The sequence below is a fragment of the Mammaliicoccus sp. Q-M61 genome (genome assembly GCF_022386055.1).
GTDB lineage: Bacteria > Bacillota > Bacilli > Staphylococcales > Staphylococcaceae > Mammaliicoccus > Mammaliicoccus sciuri_A.
On sequence record NZ_JAJNJL010000036.1, the window covers coordinates 1 to 317 of the forward strand.

The 317-nt window shown below is 38.5% G+C and carries 1 protein-coding gene; it reads right to left on the bottom strand.

Annotated features, from left to right (window positions below; all coding sequences use genetic code 11):
* Window positions 1-317, bottom strand: a 317-nt coding sequence (locus tag LQ677_RS14570; RefSeq protein WP_239749099.1) for a MucBP domain-containing protein, incomplete at both ends; no start/stop codon positions are given.

A 317-nucleotide genomic window follows, 5' to 3' on the forward strand; every position in this document is an offset into this window, starting at 1 on the left:
TGCCATTCAATACTGTATCTGGTTGTACCGAATTACCATTCTCATCTACATATCTCACTGTTACATGACCGTCTGCTTTTTGATACACATATGTCACTGTTTGGTTGTCTCTTGAATATTCTCCCGTCGGGTTACCTTCTGTTCCTAGATAATTGTATTCATTGATTTGTTCTGGATGTGTCGAACTATAATCTTCTCCTACTTTGCCTTTTAAGATTGTTGGATCTTGAATTTCAGTGCCTTCTTCATCCACATATCTTACCGTTACATGACCGTCTGCTTTTTGATACACGTACGTCACTGTTTGATTGTCTCTC